Raw genomic sequence first — 16,792 nt, 5'->3', positions numbered from 1 at the left:
TGAAAAAAAACTTATTTGATATGTTATAACATAACAAAATCGTGTTACCGTTCCCCGGCAAAGTCACAATAACGCAAGGGGATGTATGAACGAAGTTGCACTTCCACCACGCCGTTCGCTGCCAGACGCTCAGGCATGGCGCGGCGAAATGAGTGATGTCGGGCTCGATTGGGTCGGGATGCAAGGGATCGCACTGCCGCTGGAGCTGGCCGGCAAGCCACTGATGGCCAAAGTCGACGCCGGCATCAACCTGCGCGCCGAAGCAGCGGGCGAACGCGGTATTCACATGTCGCGGCTGTATCTGGCGCTGGACGAATTGACGCAGGGCGAACTGACGCCGCAGCGCATCGGCCGGACGCTGCAGGCCTTTCTGGATTCGCAGCCGGAGCACAGCGATCGCGCCAACCTGACGCTCAGCGGCGAGCTGTTGTTGTCGCGCCCGGCGCTGCTGTCGCCGCAGCGCGGCTGGAAAGCCTACCCGCTGCGCATCGAGGCGGCGCTGGCGAACACACTGACGCTGGCGCTGACCGTCGGCGTGCCTTACTCCTCCACCTGCCCGAGTTCGGCGGCGCTCAGCCGCCAGCTGGCGCAGCAACAGTTTCAGTTTGACTTTGAACAGGCGGCGGAGCGTGTCAGCCAACGGCAGGTGAGCGATTGGCTGCTGGAGCAGGGCATGCCGGCCACGCCACACAGCCAGCGCAGCTGGGCCTGGGTCACCGTGACGCCGGATAATGACCGGGCGTTCGAACCGGTAAAACTGATCGACCGCATCGAACACGCGCTGGGCACGCCGGTGCAAACGCTGGTGAAACGCCGCGATGAGCAGGCCTTCGCGCTGGCTAACGGCCAGAACCTGATGTTTTGCGAGGATGCGGCGCGGCGTCTGTATCGCATGCTGCGCAGCCAGTGCGACTACCGCGCCTTCTCGCTGCGCGTCGAACATCAGGAGAGCCTGCATGCCCACAATGCGGTGGCGAAGCTGAGCTGGCGGGGAGAGCAGCATGCTGCGTAAAAATCCCAGCGGCCATCTGCCGCAAGTCTCGCCGCTGGCCTACATCGATCCCACCGCCATTCTATGCGGCCGGGTGATCGTCGAAGACTTCGTCTACGTCGGCCCTTATGCGGTGATCCGTGCCGACGAGCTGAACGCCCGTGGCGACATGGAGCCGATCGTCATCGGCTCGCATTCCAATATTCAGGACGGCGTGGTGATCCACTCCAAAAGCGGGGCGGCGGTCACCATCGGCCGTTACAGCTCTATCGCCCACCGCGCCATCGTCCATGGCCCGTGTCGCATCGACGATCGGGTGTTTATCGGTTTCAACAGCGTGCTGTTCAACTGCCACATTCAGTCCGGCTGCGTAGTGCGTTACAACGCGGTGGTGGACGGCGTGACGCTGCCGGAAAACCGCTATATCCCGTCAACCGAGCGTGTGGGGCCGGACAGCGACCTGTCGCGTTATCGCCAGGTCGATCGCGGCGCGCTGCAATTCTCCGAAGAAGTGGCCGCCACCAACGTCGAATTGGTGCGCGGTTACCAGGCATTACGCAATGAATTTTAATGAGGTTCCCATGAAGCAACTTCCCGTGACCGTGCTTTCCGGCTTTCTCGGCGCCGGCAAGACCACGGTGCTGAACCATATCCTGAACAACCGGCAGGGCATGCGCGTGGCGGTGATCGTCAACGATATGAGCGAGGTGAACATCGACGCCGCGCTGGTGGAAAATGCAGTGCATCTCGATCGCCAGGAAGAGAAGCTGGTGGAGATGAGCAACGGCTGCATCTGCTGCACGCTGCGCGAAGATCTGCTGGTATCGGTGCGCGAGTTGGCGCAGGACGGGCGTTTCGATTACCTGCTGATCGAATCGAGCGGTATCTCCGAGCCGCTGCCGGTGGCGGAAACCTTTACCTTTGAGGACGAAAAGGGCGAAAGCCTGTCGCAGTTCGCCCGGCTGGATACCCTGGTGACGGTGGTCGACGGGGTGAATTTCATCCAGCAGTATCAACAGGCGCAAAGCTTGCAGGAGGCCGGCCAAAGTCTGGGCGAGGACGATCTGCGCAGCGTGGCGGATCTGCTGATTGAGCAAATTGAGTTCTGCGACGTGATTCTGGTCAGCAAGACCGATCTGTTGACGCAAACGCAGCAGGGCGAAGTGATGGCGCTGTTGGCCAGCCTGAATCCCGACGCCCGCATTGTGCCGATCGCGCCGGGAAAACTGCCGCTGGAGGCGGTGCTGAATACCGGCAGCTTCAGCTTTGAAAAGGCGCAGCAGGCACCCGGCTGGTTGAAAGAGCTGCGCGGCGAACACCTGCCGGAAACGGAAAACTACGGCATCAGCAGCTTTGTTTATCAGGCGCGGCGGCCTTTTGCGCCGGACAAGTTCTACCGGGTGATCAACGGCGATTGGGGCGGCGGCCAGCTGCTGCGCTCGAAAGGCTTTTTCTGGCTGGCGACGCGGCCGCGGCTGGCCGGGCAGTGGAGCCAGGCCGGCGGCATCGCCCACTATGGTCTGGCGGGCACCTTTTGGCGCGCCATTCCACAAGACAATTGGCCGCAGGATCCCGAAACGAGGGCGCATATTCAGGAAAAATGGGTGGAGCCGTTCGGCGACATGCGCCAGGAGCTGGTGTTTATCGGCCAGCATCTGCAGCAGGCGACGATCGCGCGTCTGCTGGACGATTGCCTGCTGAGCGACGACGAAATGGCCGCCGGCGTGGACTATTGGCTGGATATGGCGGACCCGTTCCCTGAGTGGTAATTGCGCAATCTTCGTGTGGTAATGAGAAAAATTCTCAACAAAGTGCTTTACAGACGATACTGATAACTATTATCATCGCCTGGCAGTTCACGGAAGGCCACAGTTTGCGGCTCTGATGTGGAAGGCACGACATTGCTCACATTGCTTCCAGTGTTTTTTTAAGCCAGCTCGGGTGCTGGCTTTTTTTTTGCCCACTATTCCTCATCCGCTTCGCCGTTTTGCAGTAGCGCATGTTTTTTCAGCATGCCGCGCAACTGGTGGTAGGTGAGCCCCAGCAGCTGCGCCGCCTTGCGTTGGTTGAACCGCCCTTGCTGCAACGCCGCTTCGATCAATGCCTTCTCCTGCTCCAACTGCCAATTTTTCAACTCCAGCGGCAGCGCCGGCAGCGCGCCGGCTCCTTCAAGCGGGAGCGCGACCGGCGGGGCCTCGCGCGGTGCAAACGGGTTGATCACGATCTCATCCAGCGGGTGGTCGCTGTCGCCGTGACGATAGACCGAGCGTTCAACCACGTTTTTCAGTTCGCGCACGTTGCCTGGCCAACCATAGCCGAGCAGCGTGTGCCTGGCGCGTTCGGTAAAGCCGGGAAACAGCGGCAGCGCCAGCTCGCGACACATTTGAATGGCGAAGTGTTCGGCCAGCAGCATGATATCGGGCCGGCGTTGGCGCAGCGGCGGCAGCTGCACCACGTCGAACGCCAGCCGATCCAGCAGATCGGCGCGGAACTTGCCCGCGGCTGCCAGCGCCGGCAGATCGTCGTTGGTGGCGCACACCAACCGCACATCGACCCGCAGCGGCTGGCTGCCGCCCACGCGCTCCAGCTGGCCGTATTCGATGACCCGCAGCAATTTCTCCTGCACCAACATCGGCGCGGTCGCCAGCTCATCCAGGAACAGCGTGCCGCCGTCGGCGCGCTCAAAGCGGCCCAGATGGCGTTTCTGCGCACCGGTAAAGGCGCCGGCCTCGTGGCCGAACAGCTCGGAGTCCAGCAGGTTTTCATTCAGTGCCGCGCAGTTGAGCGAGATGAATGGCCCTTGCCAACGGTTGGAGAGGTAGTGCAGGCGGTGGGCGATCAGCTCCTTGCCGGTGCCGCGCTCGCCGATCACCAGTACCGGTTTGTTCAACTTGGCGACCTGGGAGACTTGCTCCAACACTTCGACAAAGGCGTTTGCTTCGCCCAACAAATTCTCTGGCTGCTCGTTCATGATGAAACTCGCCAATGTTTGGTGAAAATAATCACTCTACAGCAAGCTCACAGAGAGTCAAAAATAAAATGTTGTGTTTTTTCAATCAAATAAAAGTTGGCACGGGTTTTGATTATATCTTTGGGCAAGCTGTACGACTTAACGCGGCGCTTCAGACGCCATCAGAACCAAGAGGAAGTGAATTATGGGTATTTTTTCTCGTTTTGCCGACATCGTGAACGCCAACATCAACACTCTGCTGGACAAGGCAGAAGATCCGCAAAAGCTGGTGCGGTTGATGATCCAAGAGATGGAAGACACGTTGGTCGAAGTTCGTTCCACGTCGGCGCGCGCGCTGGCGGAGAAAAAGCAGTTGCTGCGTCGCATCGAGCAGGGTGAAAACCAGGTTGGCGACTGGCAGGAAAAAGCCGAACTGGCGCTGCGTAAAGATAAAGAAGACTTGGCCCGCGCGGCGCTGATCGAAAAACAGAAGGTTGCCGATCTGATCGCCACGCTGACGCAGGAAGTGGCGACCGTAGAAGAAACGCTGGCGCGCATGAAGAGCGAAATCGGCGAGCTGGAAAACAAGCTGACCGAAACTCGCGCGCGGCAGCAGGCGCTGGCGCTGCGCCATCAGGCCGCGTCATCTTCGCGTGAAGTGCGCCGCCAGCTCGACAGCGGCAAGCTGGACGAGGCGATGGCGCGTTTCGAACAGTTCGAACGACGCATCGACCACATGGAAGCTGAAGCGGAAAGCATCAGCATCGGTAAAAAGAAGTCGCTGGAGCAAGAGTTTGCCGAGCTGAAAGCCGACGACGCCATCAGTGAGCAACTGGCGGCGCTGAAAGCCAAGATGAACCGCTCCGAGTAAGGCGAACCGCGGCCACACGCCGGAGGTGGCCGCTACCCAGGACCCGATAAGAAGGAATAACAATGAGTGCTTTATTACTTGCCATTCCGCTGACAATTTTCGTGCTGTTTGTCGCGCCGATTTGGCTTTGGCTGCATTACAGCAATCGGCAACAGACCGGCATCCAGCTGAGTCAGCAAGAAATGCAGCGCCTGGCGCAGCTGGCGGAAGACGCCAAACGCATGCGTGAACGCATTCAGGCGCTGGAAGAGATCCTCGATGCGGAACACCCGAACTGGAGACAGTCCTGATGAGCACAACGCTGGGCAGTAAAAAGCTTTACCGCGTTCCCGAAGAAGGCATGGTGAAAGGCGTCTGCGCCGGTTTGGCCCACTATTTCGACGTGCCGGTGCGCCTGATCCGCGTGATGGTGGTGCTGTCGCTGTTCTTCGGGCTGTTCTTCTTCACGCTGGTGGCCTATATCGCGCTGGTGTTCGTGTTGGACGAAGCGCCGGCCAGCCGTTTTGAAGGCGAGCATCAGAAGACGCCGCGCCAGCTGCTCGATCAGCTGGAGTATGAACTGGGCAGCGGCGAGCAGCAGCTGCGTCAGGTCGAGCGCTATGTGACGTCCGATACCTTCGGCGTACAGAGCCGTTTCCGCAAGCTGTAACCCTTCTTGCGATACCCGGCCTGCACAGGCCGGGCATCTGCGCCGCCGTTATCCCGTGAATGTAACCTTAATCGTCTTGTGCCGGAGGGCATTGTCATGAATAAAATCGATGTCGCAAACACCGCCAGAACGGGTGGATTTAAACGAGGAGCGGCGGCAATGTTGAAGACATTGGCTAAAGTCATCATCATAGCGTTATTGAACTATGGCCCGGCGGGCGCCGCCGGCTGGCTGTTGAAAACCGTCGGCCGCAAACCGGTGCGCTTCGTGCTGGCGCTGGTGCTGGAACCGCTGTTCCGTAAAGGCCTGAACAAGGCATTCGGGCGTTACGTCAAGGAGAGCAATGAAACGACTGCAAAATGAGTTAACCTCGCTGGTCAACCGCGGAATGGATCGCCATCTGCGCCTGGCGGTGACCGGCCTGAGCCGCAGCGGCAAAACCGCCTTTATCACCGCCTTCGTCAACCAACTGCTGCATGTGCACAGCGGCGCGCGCATGCCGCTGTTTTCACCGGTGCGCGAAGAGCGCCTGCTGGGCGTCAAACGCATCCCGCAGCGCGATCTCGGCATCCAGCGTTTCACCTATGACGAAGGGCTGGCGCAGCTTTACGGCACGCCGCCGGCCTGGCCTACGCCGACGCGCGGCGTCAGCGAAATCCGTCTGGCGCTGCGTTACCGCTCCAACGACTCGCTGCTGCGCCACTTCAAAGACACCTCGACGCTGTACCTGGAGATCGTCGATTATCCGGGTGAATGGTTGCTGGATCTGCCGATGCTCGAGCAGGATTACCTGGCCTGGTCGCGCCAGATGACCGGGCTGTTGCAGGGCGAACGCGCCGAATGGGCCAAGCCCTGGCTTGAACTGTGCAAGGCCTGCGATCCGCTGGCCCCGGCCGATGAAAACCGGCTGGCGGCGATCGCCCAGGCCTACACCGATTATCTGCTGCGCTGCAAAAGCGAAGGGCTGCACTTCATTCAGCCGGGGCGTTTCGTGCTGCCGGGCGATATGGCCGGCGCGCCGGCGCTGCAGTTTTTCCCGTGGCCCGATGTGGCCGCAGTCGGTGAATCGAAGCTGGCGCAGGCCGACAAACACACCAACATCGGCATGCTGCGTGCTCGCTTCAACTACTACTGCCAGTCGATCGTCAAAAACTTCTACAAAGAGCATTTCGTTCGTTTCGATCGGCAAATCGTGTTGGTCGACTGCCTGCAGCCGCTGAACAGCGGCCCGCAGGCGTTCAACGACATGCGCCTGGCGCTGACCCAACTGATGCAGAGCTTCCATTACGGCAAACGTACGTTGTTCCGTCGCCTGTTCTCGCCGACCATCGACAAACTGATGTTCGCCGCCACCAAGGCGGACCATATCACCGCCGAGCAGCACGCCAATCTGGTGTCGTTGCTGCAACAGCTGGTGCAAGAGGCGTGGCAGAACGCGGCGTTCGAGGGCATCAGCATGGATTGCGTCGGCCTGGCCTCGGTGCAGGCGACCGAGAGCGGCATCGTCGATCACCAGGGGCAGCGCATTCCGGCGTTGAAGGGTAACCGCCTGAGCGACGGTGCGCCGCTGACGGTGTTCCCCGGCGAAGTGCCGGCGCGCCTGCCGGGGCCGGCGTTCTGGCAGAGCCAGGGATTCCACTTCGATGAGTTTCGTCCGCGCGCCATGAGCGTGGACAGCCCGTTGCCGCACATCCGGCTGGATGCGGTGATGGAGTTTTTACTGGGAGACAAATTGCGATGAGCGAGCCGATAAAACCGCGTATCGATTTTGACGAGCCGCTGCAGCCGCCACAGGAGCCGGCGTTGCGCGCCGGCGTCGCTTTTGACGCCGAGCAGGCGGAAAGCTTCTTTCCGGCGGCGCCGGAGCTGCAGCAGGAAGAGGAAGAAGGGCGCGCCGAGGGCATCATCAACACTGCGCTAAAGCCGAAACGCAGCCTGTGGCGCAAAATGGTCACCGCCGGGCTGGCGCTGTTCGGCGTCAGCGTGGTGGCGCAGGGCGTGCAGTGGGTGCATACCGCCTGGGTGCAGCAGGACTGGATCGCCATGGGCGGCGGCGTAGCCGGCGGCCTGATCGTGTTCGCCGGCGTCGGTTCGGTAGTCACCGAGTGGCGGCGTTTGTATCGGCTGCGTCAGCGTGCGGAGGAGCGCGACGTGGCGCGCGAGCTGTTGCATAGCCACGGGCTGGGGCAAGGACGCGAATTCTGCGAGAAGCTGGCGCGCCAGGCCGGGCTGGATCAGGGGCATCCGGCGCTGCAGCGCTGGCAGGCGTCGCTGCATGAAACGCAGAACGATCGCGAAGTGGTGGAGCTGTACGCCAAACTGGTGCAGCCGGTGTTGGACAACCAGGCACGGCGCGAAATCAGCCGCTCCGCCGCCGAATCGACGCTGATGATCGCCGTCAGCCCGCTGGCGCTGGTGGACATGGCGTTCATCGCCTGGCGCAACATCCGCTTGATCAACCGCATCGCCGCGTTGTACGGCATCGAGCTGGGCTACTTCAGCCGCATCCGCCTGTTCCGACTGGTGTTGTTGAACATCGCCTTCGCCGGCGCCTCCGAGCTGGTGCGCGAAGTGGGGATGGACTGGATGTCGCAGGATCTGGCGGCGCGGCTGTCGGCGCGCGCGGCGCAGGGTATTGGCGCCGGGCTGTTGACCGCGCGGTTGGGCATCAAGGCGATGGAACTGTGCCGTCCGCTGCCGTGGCTGGAAGGGGAAAAACCGAAGCTCGGCGATTTCCGCAGCCAACTGATCGGCCAGTTGAAAGACACGTTGAAAAAAAACGACGGCAAGGCCAAATAACCTCGCTACGGCGCTCGCGAGAGCGCCGTTTTCTGAGCGGTACCGGCGCGGGACGTAATCAAGACTTGACGATAGTCGATCCCCCTGCGAATGCGTGATAAATATCTGCCATATTAATTCTTGTTGTGATAACTCTCTGTTTGATGGCTAAAATGACGCCGATGCTGTTATTCACTTGCGTTTAAAATCAGCAGCCACGGCAATAAATCAGAGTTCTGTCAACTTTTGCTGACAGATCGCTTCTACCGCCCGGTGTGAGGGAGTATCATCATCGTCAACGATCCCCGCACCTGCAGAGATAAGGCCAACACTGATGCGTTTGGAAGTATTTTGCGAAGACCGTCTCGGTCTCACTCGAGAATTACTCGATCTTTTGGTATCGCGCAGCATTGACCTGCGTGGCATCGAGATCGATCCCATCGGCCGCATTTACCTCAACTTCTCCCAGCTGGATTTCGATACTTTCCGCGCGCTGATGGCGGAGATCCGCCGCATCGCCGGCGTGACCGACGTGCGTACCGTCAGCTTTATGCCTTCCGAACGCGAACATCGCGCGCTGCGTGCGCTGTTGGAGTCGATGCCGGAACCGGTGTTCTCCATCGATATGAAAGGCAAGGTCGAGCTGGCCAACCCGGCGGCGCAGGCGTTGTTCAGCCTGAACGAAGACAAAATCCGCAACCAGACCGCCGGCGCGCTGATCGGCGGCTATAACTTCAGCCGCTGGCTGGAGAGCGAGCAGACGGCGCCGCACTCGGAACGGGTGGTGATCCGCAGCCAGGACTTCCTGATGGACATCACGCCTATCTATCTGGAAGACGAACAGCAGCAGCCGGCCGCGGTCGGCGCGGTGGTGATGTTGAAGTCCACCGCGCGCATGGGCCGCCAGCTGCAAAATTTGTCGGTGAACGACGATACCGAATTCGATCACATCGTCGCGGTGAGCGCCAAGATGCGCCATGTGCTGGAGCAGGCGCGCAAACTGGCGATGCTCGACGCGCCGCTGCTGATCGTCGGCGATACCGGTACCGGCAAGGATATTCTGGCCCGCGCCTGCCATCTGCGCAGCCCGCGCGGCAAACAGCCGTTCCTGGCGCTGAACTGCGCCGCGTTGCCGGATGACGTGGTGGAGAGCGAACTGTTCGGCCATGCGCCGGGCGCGTATCCCAATGCGCTGGAAGGCAAGAAGGGTTTCTTTGAGCAGGCTAACGGCGGCTCGGTGTTGCTGGATGAGATCGGCGAGATGTCGCCGCGCATGCAGACCAAACTGTTGCGCTTCCTCAACGACGGCACCTTCCGCCGCGTCGGCGAAGAGCATGAGGTGCATGTCGATGTGCGCGTGATCTGCGCCACCCAGAAAAACCTTACCGAGCTGGTGCAGCGCGGCGAATTCCGCGAAGATCTCTACTATCGCCTCAACGTATTGACCATCACTATCCCGCCGCTGCGCGAGCGTCCGCAGGACATCATGCCGCTGACCGAGCTGTTCGTGGCGCGCTTCGCCGACGAGCAGGGCGTAGCGCGGCCCAAGCTGGCGAGCGATCTGGGCGGTTTCCTCAGCAAATACGGCTGGCCGGGCAACGTGCGCCAGCTGAAAAACGCCATCTACCGCGCGCTGACGCAAACCGAAGGCTACGAGCTGCGGCCGCAGGATATCGTGCTGCCGGAGTTCGAGGTGGAGATGTCGCTGGGTGACGAGGTGTTGGACGGTTCGTTGGACGACATCAGCAAGCGTTTCGAGCGCTCGGTGCTGACGCGTCTGTATCGCACCTATCCCAGCACCCGCAAGCTGGCGAAACGGCTGGGCGTTTCCCATACCGCCATCGCCAACAAGCTGCGCGAGTATGGCCTGAGCAGCCGCAAGGGCGGCGCCGAAGGCGAAGAATAAAAAAGGCGCCTTGCGGCGCCTTTAACGTGTATCCAAAGCCGGCATCCGCCGGCTTTGTCATTTCAGCGCAGCCAGCGCCGCGTCGTAGTCTGGCTCGGTGGTGATTTCGTTCACCAGCTCGCTGTACAGCACGTTGTCCTGGCCATCCAGCACCACGACCGCACGCGCGGTCAGGCCCGCCAACGGACCTTCGGCGATTTCGACGCCGTACGCCTGCTTGAATTCGGCACCGCGCAGGGTGGACAGGGTGACCACGTTGCTCAGGCCTTCCGCGCCGCAGAAACGCGACTGCGCGAACGGCAGATCGGCGGAGATGCACAGTACCACGGTGTTATCCAGGCCGCTGGCCAACTGGTTGAATTTACGCACCGACGTCGCGCAGACACCGGTATCGATGCTTGGGAAGATGTTCAGGACTTTGCGTTTACCCGCGAAGCTGCTCAGCGCTACGTCTGACAGGTCTTTGGCAACCAGCGAGAAGGCCTTGGCCTGTTCGCCCTGCTGTGGCAGCTTGCCCGCTACGCCGACCGGATTGCCTTGAAAATGTACTGTCTGAGTCATTGCTAGATTCCTTTTACAGGTGTTTATACAAAGGGTATGAACCTGATGAAACGGTGCGCCGGTAACGGCAGTTAACATCAGGTTCACACCCTGGCGACAGTTTATGACAACCGGGGCGGATTGGATATCAAAGTTTGCTAAATAGTTGTATATATTAGGCTGTTCTATAAAACATCACCGGCGCATCCACCCGCCTGGATGCGCGGTTTTCGCTCAGGAGCCGTTATGAGAGACATGCGTTTTTACCCGGAAGCCTGGCCGCTGCATACCGCCTTCGTGATTGCGCGCGGCAGCCGCACCGAAGCCCGGGTGGTGGTGGTCGAAATCGAACAGCAGGAGGTGCGCGGCGTCGGTGAATGCACGCCGTATCCGCGCTATGGCGAGAGCGAGGAGTCGGTGATGGCGCAGCTGGCTGAGATGGCGCCGGCGATCGCGCAGGGCATGACCCGCGAGCAGCTGCTGACGCAGATGCCGGCGGGCGCCGCCCGCAACGCGCTGGACTCGGCGCTGTGGGATCTGGAGTGCAGGTTGCACGAACAGAGCCTGTGGCAGCGCAGCGGCGTGACGGCGCCGGCGCAGATTCGCATGGCGCAGACCGTCAGCATCGGCACGCCGGAGGCAATGGCCTTCGCCGCGCGCGAACTGGCGCGGCAGGGCGCCACGCTGCTGAAGATCAAACTCGACGCTCACTATATCAGCGAGCGGCTGGTGGCGATCCGCGCTGCGGTGCCGCAGGCGACGCTGATCGTCGACGCCAATGAATCCTGGCAGGCGGAAGGGCTGGCGGCGCGCTGCCAGTTGCTGGCCGATCTCGGCGTGGCGATGCTGGAGCAGCCGCTGCCTGCCGGTGACGACGCCGCGCTGGAGCACTTTATTCATCCGCTGCCGATCTGCGCCGACGAAAGCTGCCACACCCGCGCCGATCTGCCACAGCTGGCGCAGCGCTATCAGATGGTCAACATCAAACTGGACAAAACCGGCGGCTTGACCGAGGCGCTGGCGCTGGCGCAGGCCGCGCGCGAACAGGGGTTCGCCATCATGCTCGGCTGCATGTTGTGCACGTCGCGGGCGATATCCGCCGCCTTGCCGCTGGTGCCGGTGGCGCGCTTCGTCGATCTGGACGGCCCGACCTGGCTGGCGCGGGACGTCGAACCGGGCCTGGCGTTCGAATGCGGGGCGATCGTCGATATCGCCCCGTAGCGATTAATTCGGGTAGGTCAGCAGCTCGGTCATCGCGTCGATGTAGCGCTCGCTGGCGGCATCGGCGGAGATCGGCGGGAATTCGGCGGTGATGCACGGCAGCGACAGATCCGCGCACCAGCTGCCGAACGAACCGGGGGTTTCATAACCGACGCTGGTTACCAGCGGCAGTTCGAACTTGTGCGATAGCCAAACGCCGAGTCGCGAGCTGGCGGGATCTTCGATGCAGGCCAGCGGCTCATGGAACGACACCACCCAGTGCGGTTTCAGGCGATGAATAAGATGGCACAGCGCCTGGGTTTCCGGCTCGGAACCGGGGCGCCCGCCGGTGGAAAGCTTGACGTCACGCACCGGCGCCGCGCTGTTCCAGCGGTAGACGGTGTCGCCGGAGCGCCAGTTGGCGGCCGGGAAATTGCGGTTCAGATCGACGCCGTTGGCATTGGCGCGCAGCCCCAGCTGGCAGCCGTCGGGGTTGACCGCCAGCACCACATGGTGACGCAGCTGGGTCGGCGCGATGCTGCGCAGCGCACAGGACAGGGTTACGATGGCGGCGCTCTCATCGCCGTGGGTGCCGGCGATGATAAGCCCGGTCTCGGGGCCGCTGACCGCCGCCGGGAAATAGAGCAGCGGCGCGCCCAGCAGCGAGCTGCCGTAGTTCTCTCCTGCGACGGCCAACTGGCCACGTTCACTGCGCGGTCGATGTTCGGTCATGGTGTTGTCCCTGAGTTAAAGTTCGAGAGTCATTGTCATTTTATTCAGTGTATTACGCTTTGCGGCATCTTTCCCATCGCAATTGTGCGGCGTTTGCGCGATCTGTGACGCCGCGGCGGCGAAAACGCCAATTAAACCGCACCTGGCCTGAGGCTGTTGTTATACTAACGGCAGAGCTAAGCCAATCACCCGCAAGAGGATTTAACATGCCAGTAGCCAGAATCATCGCCAGCTATAGCGAAAATGAAAATGACACCATCACGCTGCTGTGCGGCGTGGACGCTGAAAACCAGATCCGCCAGGGGGAATGGTTCGGCGTGGTGAAAAACGACGACGGGCGCGGGGACGAATCGAACTATCCGTTCACCCTGCACATCGATTATCAGAAAGATGCCTTCTATCTCGACTACGGCTACGATGACGCCGACGCGCGTCAGCTGCAAAAAACCGATATCTCGGCCCGCCCGCTGGCCGAGAAAGGCTTTTTCACCGTATTCGATGAAGAAGAGGGTGAAGAGTTCAGCTACCGCATCAACAGCATCCACCTGTACGACTGACGGCCGCTGCTGTAAACACCACCCGTGCCGCCCTGCGCCGCACGGGTTTTTTATCGCCTGAATCGCACTTTTTGCAACTTCTCGGCCGCGGGCTCTAGGCCGGACGGATCTTGTGCTATATGATAAAAAATTCAGATGGTTAACGGGGGACAAATCACAATGACGGGAAAAAAAATGCAACGGGGTTTTCGTTTGGCGCTTTGCGCGGCGGCGATCGGCGCCTGTATGAGCAGCGCCATGGCGGCGCAGGTTCCCCCGGGCACCGCGCTGGCGGACAAACAGGAAATCGTGCGCCACATTAAAGACGAACCGGCCTCGCTCGATCCGATCAAAGCGGTGGGCTTGCCGGAGGCGCAGCTGGCGCGCGATCTGTTCGAAGGGTTGGTCAACCAGGACGCCACCGGGAAAGTGATCCCCGGCGTCGCCACCCGCTGGCAGACCAGCGATAACCAGACTTATATTTTCCATCTGCGCAAAGACGCGCGCTGGTCAAACGGTGACCCTGTCACTGCGAAGGATTTCGTCTACAGCTGGCAACGGCTGGTAGAGCCGAAAAACCTGTCGCCGTTCGCCTGGTTCGCCCAGCTGGCGGGGATCCAGAACGCCGAGCAGATCATCAGCGGCAAGCTGCCGGCCGATCGCTTGGGCGTGTCGGCGCCCGATGACTACACGCTGAAGGTGCAGCTGGATAAACCGGTGCCGTACTTCGTCAGCCTGACGGCCAATTTCAGCCTGTTCCCGGTGAATAAGGCGGTGGTGGAAAAATACGGCAACGACTGGACCAAGGTCGGCAATCTGGTGGGCAACGGCGCGTTCAAACTGCAGGAGCGGGTGGTGAACGAGAAGTTGGTGCTGACGCCTAATGACCATTACTGGGATCATGCGCGCACCGTGCTGACCAAAGTGACCTTCGTGCCGATCAATCAGGAATCCAACGCCACCAAGCGCTACCTGGCGGGCGACATCGACATCACCGAATCCTTCCCGAAAAATATGTATCAGAAGCTGCTGAAAGACATTCCGGGGCAGGTGTACACCCCGGATCAGCTCGGCACCTATTACTACGCGTTCAACACCCAGCGCGCGCCAACCAACGACGTGCGGGTGCGTCAGGCCTTGTCCTACGCCATCGATCGCAAGATTATCGCGGAAAAAGTGTTGGGCACCGGCGAAAAACCGGCCTACCACTTTACGCCGGACGTGACCGCCGGGTTCAAACCGGAAGCGAGCTTGCTGCAACAGCAATCGCAGGCGGAACTGGACGCACAGGCCAAGGCGTTGCTGCAGGCGGCCGGTTACGGCCCGAACAACCCGCTGAAGTTGACGCTGCTGTATAACACTTCGGAAAGCCACCAGAAGATCGCCATCGCCGTGGCCTCGATGTGGAAGAAAAAGCTGGGGATTGACGTCAAGCTGCAAAACCAGGAGTGGAAGACCTATATCGACAGCCGCAATACCGGCAATTTCGATGTGATCCGCGCCTCCTGGGTGGGGGATTATAACGAGGCGTCGACCTTCCTGTCGCTGTTGACCTCAACCCACAGCGGCAACATCGCCAAATTCAAGAGCGCGGACTATGACAAGCTGTTGGCGCAGGCGGGGCGGGAAACCAACCCGGCGGCGGTGACCGCCGATTACAACAAGATGGAACAGATCATTGCCGATCAGGCGCCGATCGCGCCGATATATCAATACACTAACGGCCGCCTGATCAAACCGTGGGTAAAAGGCTACCCGATCACCAATCCGGAAGACGTGGCCTACAGCCAGACGATGTATATCATCAAACACTGAACCGGTTTATTTATCGCCCCCGGCTAATGCGGGGGCTTTATTTTTTCGGCGCTGCAATGGCGAAGGTAATTAATTTTTCCACGCGATAAACCCCGTTTAATAATAAACAGGGCGGCTATCATCACATTATTGTTTCGCTATTTCAGAGTGCGGCTACGCTTATAGGCAGTCCCGCATGGCATCCACCACCACGCGGCCGCTCATATCGGTTTGAGTGATGCGGTAGCTGGTGGGGTAAGAGCGGCGGGTGCTGAAACGATCGTGAACGGAAACCTTGCCAATTTGCAGGCCGGCGGCGTTTTTCACGACAAACTCACTGATCTCTTCCTGGCCCTGGTTTTGCAAATGAATATTGCTGATTTTTTCCAACGTATCGCTGGCGTTTATTTTTAAATGGTCGCGTAACATAACTACCTCCTCGTAGTGAGAAAAGTATATGCCCCTAAAATTTGCGCTGAAACAGCTTTGTGTTGATTTATTATTATCATTTTGAATTAAAATTGATAGCAATATGTTAAGTCATAATAATAACGGCATTGCCAGCGCTTTATCGGCGATATTGTCTGATTTATCGGCGGTGGTTTATTTCATTGCCGTTATTATTAGTCTGCATTAATGGGAAAGAGCGCCGGCCTGGCCGCCGGAGCCGGAAAGACACAGGCGACGTTGTGCCCACAGCCGGGTACGATCGTTAACCGATGCGGTTTATCCGGAGCCAGATAACGTCGATCATAGTCAGCATAGGCCAGGGCGCGCTGCAGCCGATAGGGACCCTGTAGCTCGGCGGCGCAGGACTTGTCGAGTATCCGATAGTAGGCACCCGGTGCGGCGCCAGTATCATCGGCGGCGGCCAGATAGGTGATATCGGCGGCGGCGTAGCGCCGGCGGGCCGCGTCGGCGCTAAGCTGCAGGTGAGCGGGAAGCGTTTCCAGGCCGTATTTCCAGCGGTTGGCCTGTGGACACTGTCCGGCGTCCGCCGTTTGCCAGTGAAAACGGCACGTTTTTTCACTGGTGCAGTTCTCCCAGTTTGTCGGCTGGGGCCGCAGGCTGTCAAAATAGAGCCAGCTGCCGGGATCGGCCACCACATAGCGCACACGCACTCCGTCCGGCAGGTTGGCGAAGCCGACATAATGCTGCACGAACTGGGCGCCGGCGGAAAAACCGGCCAGGGTTATCGTCTGCAGCGACGGCCAGCGCCGGTGCAGATCGGCCAACAGCTTATCCATGGCGTTGAACGAACCGGTTTTCCCGCGATTATTCAAACCGCCTTCGATCCAGGAGCCACAGCGCCACAGGGCATCGCCGTCTTGTGGCCGGGGCAGGCCGGTGGAATGGCAGTGTGTGGCGAGTTTTTCCGGTACCTGGAACAGCGGGGCGGCCAGCAGGGTATCGCTTCCCGCTCCTGCTGCTTGCGCGGCGTCGATCGCCGCCTGCAGCGTTTTCGCGGCATCGCGCGGGTGACCGTGTATCACCACCAGTGCGCTTCGCGGCTGTGCGCTGTGCTCATGGGCGACATAGTAAGTGACATCGCCGGCCGCCGTCGTTACGTGAAAAGGCGTGGAGATGCGCCCCAGCGTCGGTTCTGCATGCAGCGGTTGGCTGGTGAACAGCGTGGCCGCTACCACGGTACTGAGCAGGCGGCGCAGAGCCGTCAGGATCGATGCAGAATGTATTGCGCCTGATTCAGTACTTCCCGCCATTTTTGCTCCTTTGTTTGCGCTGATGTTTCCTCGACTGAAGTATAGAGCACGCTTTTCGTTCGTTGTGCAAACTGGCGTTACAGCTTGGCCTTTGATCTCCAAGGCGTTAACGCTAGACTCAGCA

At 60.3% G+C, this 16,792-nt stretch carries 18 protein-coding genes; 13 read left to right on the top strand and 5 right to left on the bottom strand.

The features are described from left to right. Nucleotides 1–85: 85 nt before the first annotated feature. From folE2 to zigA, 3 genes are read left to right on the top strand one after another with little or no spacing between them, the layout of a single operon-like run. Nucleotides 86–1,012 (top strand): GTP cyclohydrolase FolE2, encoded by a 927-nt coding sequence (folE2, locus tag GKN89_RS02500; RefSeq protein ID WP_063919565.1) that lies wholly within the window; start codon nt 86–88, stop codon nt 1,010–1,012. Further along, on the top strand, nt 1,002–1,562 hold the full coding sequence (locus tag GKN89_RS02495; RefSeq protein WP_063919564.1) for a carbonate dehydratase: 561 nt from the start codon (nt 1,002–1,004) through the stop codon (nt 1,560–1,562). Before folE2 ends, GKN89_RS02495 begins: the two co-directional genes overlap by 11 nt. Nucleotides 1,563–1,572: 10 nt before the next feature. Continuing rightward, on the top strand, nt 1,573–2,760 hold the full coding sequence (zigA, locus tag GKN89_RS02490) for a zinc metallochaperone GTPase ZigA (protein WP_063919563.1): 1,188 nt from the start codon (nt 1,573–1,575) through the stop codon (nt 2,758–2,760). A 194-nt stretch (nt 2,761–2,954) separates the two neighbouring features. Here zigA and pspF read toward each other — a convergent pair whose 3' ends face one another. Beyond that, nucleotides 2,955–3,962: a phage shock protein operon transcriptional activator gene (gene pspF, locus GKN89_RS02485; protein ID WP_063919633.1), complete on the bottom strand. Its 1,008-nt coding sequence runs from the start codon at nt 3,960–3,962 to the stop codon at nt 2,955–2,957. 184 nt (nt 3,963–4,146) lie between these two features. Between pspF and pspA the strand changes: the two genes are divergently transcribed. The 7 genes from pspA (at nt 4,147) to tyrR (ending at nt 10,145) form a co-directional block, all read left to right on the top strand. Further along, nucleotides 4,147–4,812 carry a phage shock protein PspA gene (gene pspA, locus GKN89_RS02480; RefSeq protein ID WP_019452667.1) on the top strand — a complete coding sequence of 222 codons (666 nt, stop codon included), beginning with the start codon at nt 4,147–4,149 and terminating at the stop codon, nt 4,810–4,812. 62 nt (nt 4,813–4,874) lie between these two features. Next, entirely contained in the window at nt 4,875–5,102 is a 228-nt protein-coding gene (gene pspB / locus GKN89_RS02475; protein ID WP_004930553.1) for an envelope stress response membrane protein PspB, read from the top strand. Then, nucleotides 5,102–5,461: an envelope stress response membrane protein PspC gene (gene pspC / locus GKN89_RS02470; protein WP_004930552.1), complete on the top strand. Its 360-nt coding sequence runs from the start codon at nt 5,102–5,104 to the stop codon at nt 5,459–5,461. The genes pspB and pspC overlap by 1 nt, the downstream gene beginning before the upstream one ends. Before the next feature lie 96 nt (nt 5,462–5,557). Further along, nucleotides 5,558–5,824 (top strand): phage shock protein PspD, encoded by a 267-nt coding sequence (pspD, locus tag GKN89_RS02465; RefSeq protein ID WP_031299672.1) that lies wholly within the window; start codon nt 5,558–5,560, stop codon nt 5,822–5,824. Then, on the top strand, nt 5,805–7,202 hold the full coding sequence (locus tag GKN89_RS02460) for a YcjX family protein (protein ID WP_154746286.1): 1,398 nt from the start codon (nt 5,805–5,807) through the stop codon (nt 7,200–7,202). Before pspD ends, GKN89_RS02460 begins: the two co-directional genes overlap by 20 nt. Next, on the top strand, nt 7,199–8,260 hold the full coding sequence (locus tag GKN89_RS02455; protein ID WP_154746285.1) for a YcjF family protein: 1,062 nt from the start codon (nt 7,199–7,201) through the stop codon (nt 8,258–8,260). Before GKN89_RS02460 ends, GKN89_RS02455 begins: the two co-directional genes overlap by 4 nt. Nucleotides 8,261–8,573: 313 nt before the next feature. After that, complete coding sequence (tyrR, locus tag GKN89_RS02450; RefSeq protein WP_025159779.1) at nt 8,574–10,145, top strand: transcriptional regulator TyrR; 1,572 nt, start codon at nt 8,574–8,576, stop codon at nt 10,143–10,145. Nucleotides 10,146–10,202: 57 nt separating this feature from the next. Here the strand turns inward: tyrR and tpx are convergent, their stop codons facing one another. Continuing rightward, the gene (gene tpx / locus GKN89_RS02445) at nt 10,203–10,706 is read right to left on the bottom strand and encodes a thiol peroxidase (protein ID WP_019452663.1); all 504 of its coding nucleotides are present in this window, start codon (nt 10,704–10,706) and stop codon (nt 10,203–10,205) included. A gap of 225 nt (nt 10,707–10,931) precedes the next feature. Here tpx and ycjG point away from each other — a divergent pair, with 225 nt between their 5' ends. Beyond that, nucleotides 10,932–11,906 carry an L-Ala-D/L-Glu epimerase gene (gene ycjG, locus GKN89_RS02440; protein WP_154746284.1) on the top strand — a complete coding sequence of 325 codons (975 nt, stop codon included), beginning with the start codon at nt 10,932–10,934 and terminating at the stop codon, nt 11,904–11,906. A gap of 3 nt (nt 11,907–11,909) precedes the next feature. On the opposite strand, the gene mpaA is transcribed toward ycjG, so the two are convergent. Continuing rightward, nucleotides 11,910–12,617, bottom strand: a complete 708-nt coding sequence (gene mpaA / locus GKN89_RS02435) for a murein tripeptide amidase MpaA (RefSeq protein ID WP_154746283.1) — start codon at nt 12,615–12,617, stop codon at nt 11,910–11,912. A gap of 206 nt (nt 12,618–12,823) precedes the next feature. Here mpaA and GKN89_RS02430 point away from each other — a divergent pair, with 206 nt between their 5' ends. Further along, on the top strand, nt 12,824–13,174 hold the full coding sequence (locus GKN89_RS02430; protein ID WP_015378006.1) for a hypothetical protein: 351 nt from the start codon (nt 12,824–12,826) through the stop codon (nt 13,172–13,174). Between the two features lie 159 nt (nt 13,175–13,333). Further along, nucleotides 13,334–14,968, top strand: a complete 1,635-nt coding sequence (locus GKN89_RS02425) for an ABC transporter substrate-binding protein (RefSeq protein WP_026036095.1) — start codon at nt 13,334–13,336, stop codon at nt 14,966–14,968. Nucleotides 14,969–15,127: 159 nt separating this feature from the next. Here the strand turns inward: GKN89_RS02425 and GKN89_RS02420 are convergent, their stop codons facing one another. Both GKN89_RS02420 and GKN89_RS02415 read right to left on the bottom strand, forming a co-directional pair. Next, nucleotides 15,128–15,376 (bottom strand): hypothetical protein, encoded by a 249-nt coding sequence (locus GKN89_RS02420; RefSeq protein ID WP_004930507.1) that lies wholly within the window; start codon nt 15,374–15,376, stop codon nt 15,128–15,130. Between the two features lie 194 nt (nt 15,377–15,570). After that, nucleotides 15,571–16,668, bottom strand: coding sequence for a hypothetical protein (locus GKN89_RS02415; protein ID WP_154746282.1), 1,098 nt, complete (start codon nt 16,666–16,668; stop codon nt 15,571–15,573). Nucleotides 16,669–16,792: the final 124 nt, after the last annotated feature.

The sequence above is a fragment of the Serratia sp. YC16 genome, from assembly GCF_009707615.1.
GTDB classification, from domain to species: domain Bacteria; phylum Pseudomonadota; class Gammaproteobacteria; order Enterobacterales; family Enterobacteriaceae; genus Serratia; species Serratia surfactantfaciens.
Note: the sequence above shows the minus strand (reverse complement) of the source record. Positions and strands in the feature narration are given on the sequence as shown.